We start from the raw sequence: 5,899 nt of genomic DNA, 5'->3' as shown, positions 1-5,899 counted from the left end.
TTATCAGTTAAGGCATTATATTCACTAATTAATGTCTTATTTTTCATTAAATAATATAAAAATGCCTTATTTCTAGGGGACTTCTGAGCTACCATCCCATGAGGTGAAGAGAATCCTGAGGATTTTGCTTTCTTAGTTATTTTTTCGTTTTTGTGTCGCGCTTGTCCGGGGAGCTTGCTGCCTGGCGAGACGTTGCGCTGCGGAATCGCTGCCTGCCAGGCGATGCGATTTTCGGGAGGTACCATGAAACTACGAATCGGAACGAAGCTGCTGATGGGCTTCAGTGCGCTCCTGCTGCTCATGGGGATTGTCGGCCTTTTCGCGCTCGCGAAGCTGAGCGCCGTCAACGGCCTCATGGAGGACATGTACCGGAAAGAGGTGCTGGGCATCTCCATCATCAAGGAGGCCAACCTCAACCTGCTCTACCGGGATCGCTCGGAGAAGTACGCCATCCTGGCCACCGATCTGGCTCAGACCGAGTACTCGCTCGCTAACGTGCAGAAGTACCACGCCGCGGTCCTGAACTACCTGGGGCAGTATGAGCCGCTCGTCCGTACGGAGGAGGCGCGCGCGAGGATCGGGCGCATCCGCACGGCCCTCAAGGATCTCCAGCCCTACCAGGACCAGATTGCGGTGCTGGCGCGGCGTAACGAAAGCGCCAAGGCCCTGCAGGTCGCCCGGGAGGGCCGCAAGCTCGTCGATCGGATCGACAACGAGATGACCGCGCTGTCCCAGCAGAAGGAAAGCATCGCCAAGGCGGCGAGCGATAAGGGGCACCAGGACTACGAGCAAGCGCGCGTCCTGGTCCTCGGGCTCTTGGCGCTGGCGATCGCCATCGGGGTCGCGATCGCCCTCTACCTGTCCCGAGGCATCTCCCGGGGGCTCGGCGTCGTCGCGGTGGCCGCCGAGGGGATCGCCAAGGGCGAGCTGGATCAGCACGTCGAGGTCGCGAGCCGGGACGAGCTGGGCGACATGGCCCAGAGCTTCCGCCACATGATCGTCTACCTCAAGGAGGTGGCATCGGTGGCCGAGGCCATGAGCCAGGGGGATCTCAGCAAGTCCGTGGCGCCGAAGAGCGAGCGCGACCAGTTCGGCAACGCCATCTCCCACATGATCGAGGGGCTGCGCGAGGTGGTGGCTCAGGTCCGCTCCGCGGCCGACTCGGTCGGGGCGGGGGCGGAGCAGGTCGGCAGCTCGAGCGCCGAGCTCTCGAAGACGACCTCGGTCCAGGCCTCGAGCGCCGAGGAGACGTCGGCCGCCATGGAGGAGATGGCGGCGAACCTCCAGTCCGTCGATTCGAGCGTCCAGACCCTCGGCAACAAGGTGACCCTCATCAGGGGGCAGTCCGACGAGCTGGCCGCGGCGGTCACCCAGACCAGCAGCTCGATCGCGGAGATGGCGGCGAGCATCCAGCAGGTGGCGGGCAACGTCGCCCACGCGAGCCAGGCTTCCGAGCAGGCCGCCTCGGCCGCGGACGCCGGCGAGGAGGCCGTCGTCAAGACGATCGCCGGAATGAAGGCCATCAACGAGACCATGGGGGGCATCCTGGCGACGATCCGGCTGCTCGACCAGCGCTCGGGCGAGATCGGGGCGATCATCGAGGTGATCGACGACATCGCCGAGCAGACCAACCTATTGGCCCTCAACGCCGCCATCGAGGCGGCGCGGGCCGGCGAGGCGGGACGCGGCTTCGCGGTGGTCGCCGACGAGGTGCGCAAGCTCGCCGAGCGCTCGGCCAAGGCGACCGGGGAGATCGGTAGCCTGATCAAGGGGATCCAGCAGGAGACCGCGCAGGCCGTCGGCGTCACGCAGCAGGGCGCGGCCAAGGTGGAAGAGGGGGCGCAGCTCGCCAACCACACGGGCGAGGTGCTGGGCGAGATCAAGGACGCCGCTCAGCAGGTCAGCGTGCTGCTCAGCGAGGTCTCGGCGGCGACCAGCGAGCAGGCCCGCGCCAGCCAGCAGATCGTGGCCGCCGCCGAGCAGATGGCGGCGATCAACCACCAGGTCACGGGCGCGGTGGGCGAGATGGACCAGCTCACCAGGACCGTCACCTACGCGACCTCGGAGCAGCGTCAGGGGGCGGGGCAGGTGGTCATCGCCGTCGACAGCCTCAGCAAGAGTTCGCAGGAGGCGGCGGTTGCGACCGAGCAGGTTGCGCAGGCCGCGGACGACCTCAGCCGGCAGGCGCATAGCCTCCAGGAGACGGTGGCCTTCTTCAAGCTGGGCGAGCCGGCACGGTCCCTCGAGCGACGGATCGGCATCCCGGCGTTGCTGGGTAAGTAAGCGAAAAGCCGCGGGGGGCTGGATGTTTCATCCGGCCCCCTGCGGCTTTTCGCCGATCGCTCTCACGATGCGCCGCGTCGCCTGCGGCGAGCACGGGCAAACGCTCCATGACAGGACGCGCCAAGCGCTGCTTGGCGAGGAATCGAGCGAGCGGTCGCGCTTTCTGCCGGCCCCAGGGGACGAAGCGATCGGTGTCGGGGCGGGCGAGACGCCAGACCAGATCGGGCGGCAGGTGATCGGCGTCGAAGGCTTCCGATGCCCCCCGAGGGGCGAGGAAGGGCGGGAGGCAGGAGCGCGAGGCCCGCGGCCTCCAGGCCGATCAGGCCCGGGCCCTCGTGGCACAGCAGGGGCCGGATGGCTTCTTGCGCTTGACGACTCAGGTAGTCGTCCTCGTCGGCGAGCACCGCGAGGTTCAGGCTCAGGGTGGGGTGGATGGCGGGATTGAGCGCGCGCGGCGCCAGGCGGGTGGCGCCCGAGGCGCGGGCCAGGGCGTTGAGGGCCGCGTACCGGGCGTCGCGGACGGCCTCCTCGGGGCTCTGGCCGGGCGCGAGCCTGATCGCGACCCGTGCGACCCGGAAGGGGACGCCCCAGCTCGCCATGCGCGCAGCGAGCAGCTCCGCCTCGCGATCCGCTTCGGGGCGCAGGCCGTGGTGGACGTAGGCGGCCTCCACGTGCCACCCCCGCTCGGGAGCCAGCGCGCAGAGGGCGTGGACCAGCGCCAGGGAGTCGGCGCCGCCCGAGCAGCCGACTAGGACGGCCTCCCCTGGGGCGAGGAGGCTGTGGCGCTCGCTCGGAGAAAGGATGTCATAAAGGAGCGGATCCGATAGGGACTTCATTGGCATTCTCTTCGTTTCGTGAGGTGGGGGTTTCGAGGATGCACTCACCTGAAACTTGGCCGATCCGACCATTGAGGTCAGCTATGCGAAGTAGAAGTGGGCAAGGTCTTGAAGAGGCATAGTCTGTACTAAGGAACATATAGTGATAAGACATGTCGAGATGTTAAGATTTATTTCATTGGCCTATGTTCTTTTTAAGATGGGTGTAATGTACTAACTCGTACTTTCTATTAAATCCGCAAGTATCTTGCGGATTTAGGACTGACTTTAAATAAATTCGGCTAATTGTTTCAGGTAATGCGCCTATTTTTGATTAGCGTTACGCATGTGCCCAATGATTGCCAGACCAGCACGAGGCCCAGCGGAATGATACTGGTGATGCTCAAAGAGTGCCGCTAGGCGAATTTGCGGCTGATTCCTCAGTCAGGATCGGGTGAGCAGGCCATTTGTACGGGATTCGGGAGGATTCATGAAACTTCGCATCGGAACGAAGCTGCTGGCCGGCTTCAGTGCGATACTCATACTCATGGGGGTGGTGGGACTCTTTGCTCTCGCGGAGCTTGGCACCGTCAACGGCATGCTCGAGAACATGTACGAGAAAGAGGTGCGCGGCATCGCGGTCATCAAGGAGGCGAACCTAAACCTGAGCCATCGTGATCGCGCCGAGAAGAATGCCCTGCTGGCCACCGAGCCGGACGAGGTCGAGCGCCATCTGGCCGACATGCAGAGGTACCTGGTCAAGGTACAGGAGCTCCTGACGCAGTTCGAGGACCACATCTACCTCCAGTCCACGCGTGATCAGGTCACCCAGATCCGGACGAGCCTCAAGGAATGGCAGCCCTACCAGGCGCAGATCGTCGGGCTCGCCCGGCGGCATGCGAACGCCGAGGCTCTCCAAGTCAGCAACAACGCTCGCGCGATCATCGATCGGATCGACAACGAGATGGTCGCGCTGGCGAAGAGCAAGGAGGACGTCGCCAAGAACGCGAGCGAGAGGAGCCAGCGAGCTTACGGGCAGGTCCGGGTGTTGGTCCTTGGACTCCTGGTCGCGGCGATCGCCCTCGGGGGCGCGATCGCCTTCTACCTCGGCCGCACCATCTCCCGGGGGCTCAAGGCCGTCGCGCTGGCCGCCGAGGGCATCGCAAAGGGCGAGCTGGATCAGAACGTCGAGGTCACGAGCCGGGACGAGTTGGGCGATCTGGCCCGTTGCTTCCACCAGATGATGGCCTACCTCAAGGAGGTGGCGTCGGTGGCCGAGGCGATGAGCCGGGGGGATCTTGGCCGGTCCGTGACCCCGAAGAGCGAGCGCGACCAGTTCGGCAACGCCATCTCTGACATGATCGAGGGGCTGCGCGAGGTGGTGGGTCAGGTTCGCTCAGCGGCCGATTCGGTCGGGGCGGGGGCCGAGCAGGTGGGCAGCTCGAGTGCTGAGCTCTCGAAGACGACGGCGGTCCAGGCGTCGAGCGCCGAGGAGACGTCGGCGGCCATGGAGGAGATGGCGGCGAACCTCCAGTCCGTGGATGCGAGCGTCCAGACCCTCGGCAACAAGGTGACCCTCGTCCGGGGGCAATCCGACGAGCTGGCGGCGGCCGTCACCCAGACCAGCAGCGCGATCGCCGAGATGGCGGCGAGCATCCAGCAGGTGGCGGGCAACGTCGCCCACGCCAGCCAAGTCTCCGACCGGGCCTCCTCGGCCGCGGATGCCGGCGAGGCGGCCGTCATGGAGACGATCGCCGGGATGAAGGCCATCTCGGACACCATGGGGGGCATCCTCGAGACCATCCACCTGCTCGATCAGCGCTCGGGCGAGATCGGGGCAATCATCGAGGTGATCGACGACATCGCCGAGCAGACCAACCTGCTGGCGCTCAACGCCGCCATCGAGGCGGCGCGGGCGGGCGAGGCGGGCCGGGGCTTCGCGGTGGTCGCCGACGAGGTCCGCAAGCTCGCCGAGCGCTCGGCGAAGGCGACCGGTGAGATCGGTGCTCTCATCAAGGGCATCCAGCAGGAGACCACCCAGGCCGTCGGCGTGACCCGGGAGGGAGCCGCCAAGGTGACGGAAGGGGCCGAGCTTGCCAATCGCACGGGCGAGGCGCTCGGCAGGATCAAGGATGCCGCTCAGCAGGTCAACGTCCTGCTCAGCGAGGTCTCGGCCGCGACCAGCGAGCAGGCTCGCGCCAGCCAGCAGATCGTGGCGGCGGCCGAGCAGATGGCGTCGATCAACGACCAGGTCACGGAGGCGGTGGGCGAGATGGCCCAGCTCACCAAGACCGTCACCTACGCGACCTCCGAGCAGCGCCAGGGGGCGGGGCAGGTGGTGATCGCCGTCGACAGCCTGAGCAGGAGCTCGCAGGAGGCGGCGGTTGCGACCGAGCAGGTGGCGAAGGCCGCGGACGATCTCAGCCACCAGGCCCAGAGCCTCCAGGAGACGGTGGCCTTCTTCAAGCTGGGCGAGCTGGCGCGATCCCTCGAGCGGCGGATCGGCGTCCCGGCGTTGCTGGGCAAGTAAGCGAAAAGCCGCGGGGGGCCGGAGGTTTCATCCGGCCCCCTGCGGCTTTTCGCCGATCGCTCTCACGATGCGCCGCGTCGCCGGGCCGATCGGGGCGTGGGCCGATCGCCGTATCCCCACCGCCCAGAGCACGTCGTCGCCTGCGGCGAGCACGGGCAAACGCTCCATGACAGGACGCGCCAAGCGCTGCTTGGCGAGGAATCGAGCGAGCGGTCGCGCTTTCTGCCGGCCCCAGGGGACGAAGCGATCGGTGTCGGGGCGGGCGAGACGC

Annotated in this window: 5 protein-coding genes; 2 read left to right on the top strand and 3 right to left on the bottom strand. The window is 66.1% G+C overall.

Annotated elements, in window-relative coordinates:
- Nucleotides 1–245, bottom strand: a 245-nt coding sequence (locus V6D00_14580) for a hypothetical protein (protein ID HEY9900398.1), incomplete at its 3' end; no start/stop codon positions are given.
- Here V6D00_14580 and V6D00_14575 point away from each other — a divergent pair.
- Nucleotides 244–2,283 (top strand): methyl-accepting chemotaxis protein, encoded by a 2,040-nt coding sequence (locus V6D00_14575; GenBank protein HEY9900397.1) that lies wholly within the window; start codon nucleotides 244–246, stop codon nucleotides 2,281–2,283. The genes V6D00_14580 and V6D00_14575 overlap by 2 nt on opposite strands.
- A 62-nt stretch (nucleotides 2,284–2,345) precedes the next feature.
- Here V6D00_14575 and V6D00_14570 read toward each other — a convergent pair whose 3' ends face one another.
- Nucleotides 2,346–3,119, bottom strand: coding sequence for an ATP-binding protein (locus tag V6D00_14570; GenBank protein ID HEY9900396.1), 774 nt, complete (start codon nucleotides 3,117–3,119; stop codon nucleotides 2,346–2,348).
- Nucleotides 3,120–3,588: 469 nt separating this feature from the next.
- Between V6D00_14570 and V6D00_14565 the strand changes: the two genes are divergently transcribed.
- Nucleotides 3,589–5,628: a methyl-accepting chemotaxis protein gene (locus tag V6D00_14565; protein ID HEY9900395.1), complete on the top strand. Its 2,040-nt coding sequence runs from the start codon at nucleotides 3,589–3,591 to the stop codon at nucleotides 5,626–5,628.
- Between the two features lie 27 nt (nucleotides 5,629–5,655).
- Here V6D00_14565 and V6D00_14560 read toward each other — a convergent pair.
- A partial coding sequence (locus V6D00_14560; GenBank protein HEY9900394.1) for a tRNA lysidine(34) synthetase TilS C-terminal domain-containing protein occupies nucleotides 5,656–5,899 on the bottom strand: 244 nt, incomplete at its 5' end.

The organism is Pantanalinema sp. (assembly GCA_036704125.1).
In the GTDB taxonomy this organism is placed as follows: domain Bacteria; phylum Cyanobacteriota; class Sericytochromatia; order S15B-MN24; family UBA4093; genus JAGIBK01.
Note: the sequence above shows the minus strand (reverse complement) of the source record. Positions and strands in the feature narration are given on the sequence as shown.

What these genes read in the sequence shown, in the direction of transcription:
- V6D00_14575 (HEY9900397.1), top strand. Translation starts at nt 244, where the DNA reads ATGAAACTACGAATCGGAACGAAGCTGCTGATGGGCTTCAGTGCGCTC.
- V6D00_14570 (HEY9900396.1), bottom strand. Translation starts at nt 3,119, where the DNA reads ATGAAGTCCCTATCGGATCCGCTCCTTTATGACATCCTTTCTCCGAGC.
- V6D00_14565 (HEY9900395.1), top strand. Translation starts at nt 3,589, where the DNA reads ATGAAACTTCGCATCGGAACGAAGCTGCTGGCCGGCTTCAGTGCGATA.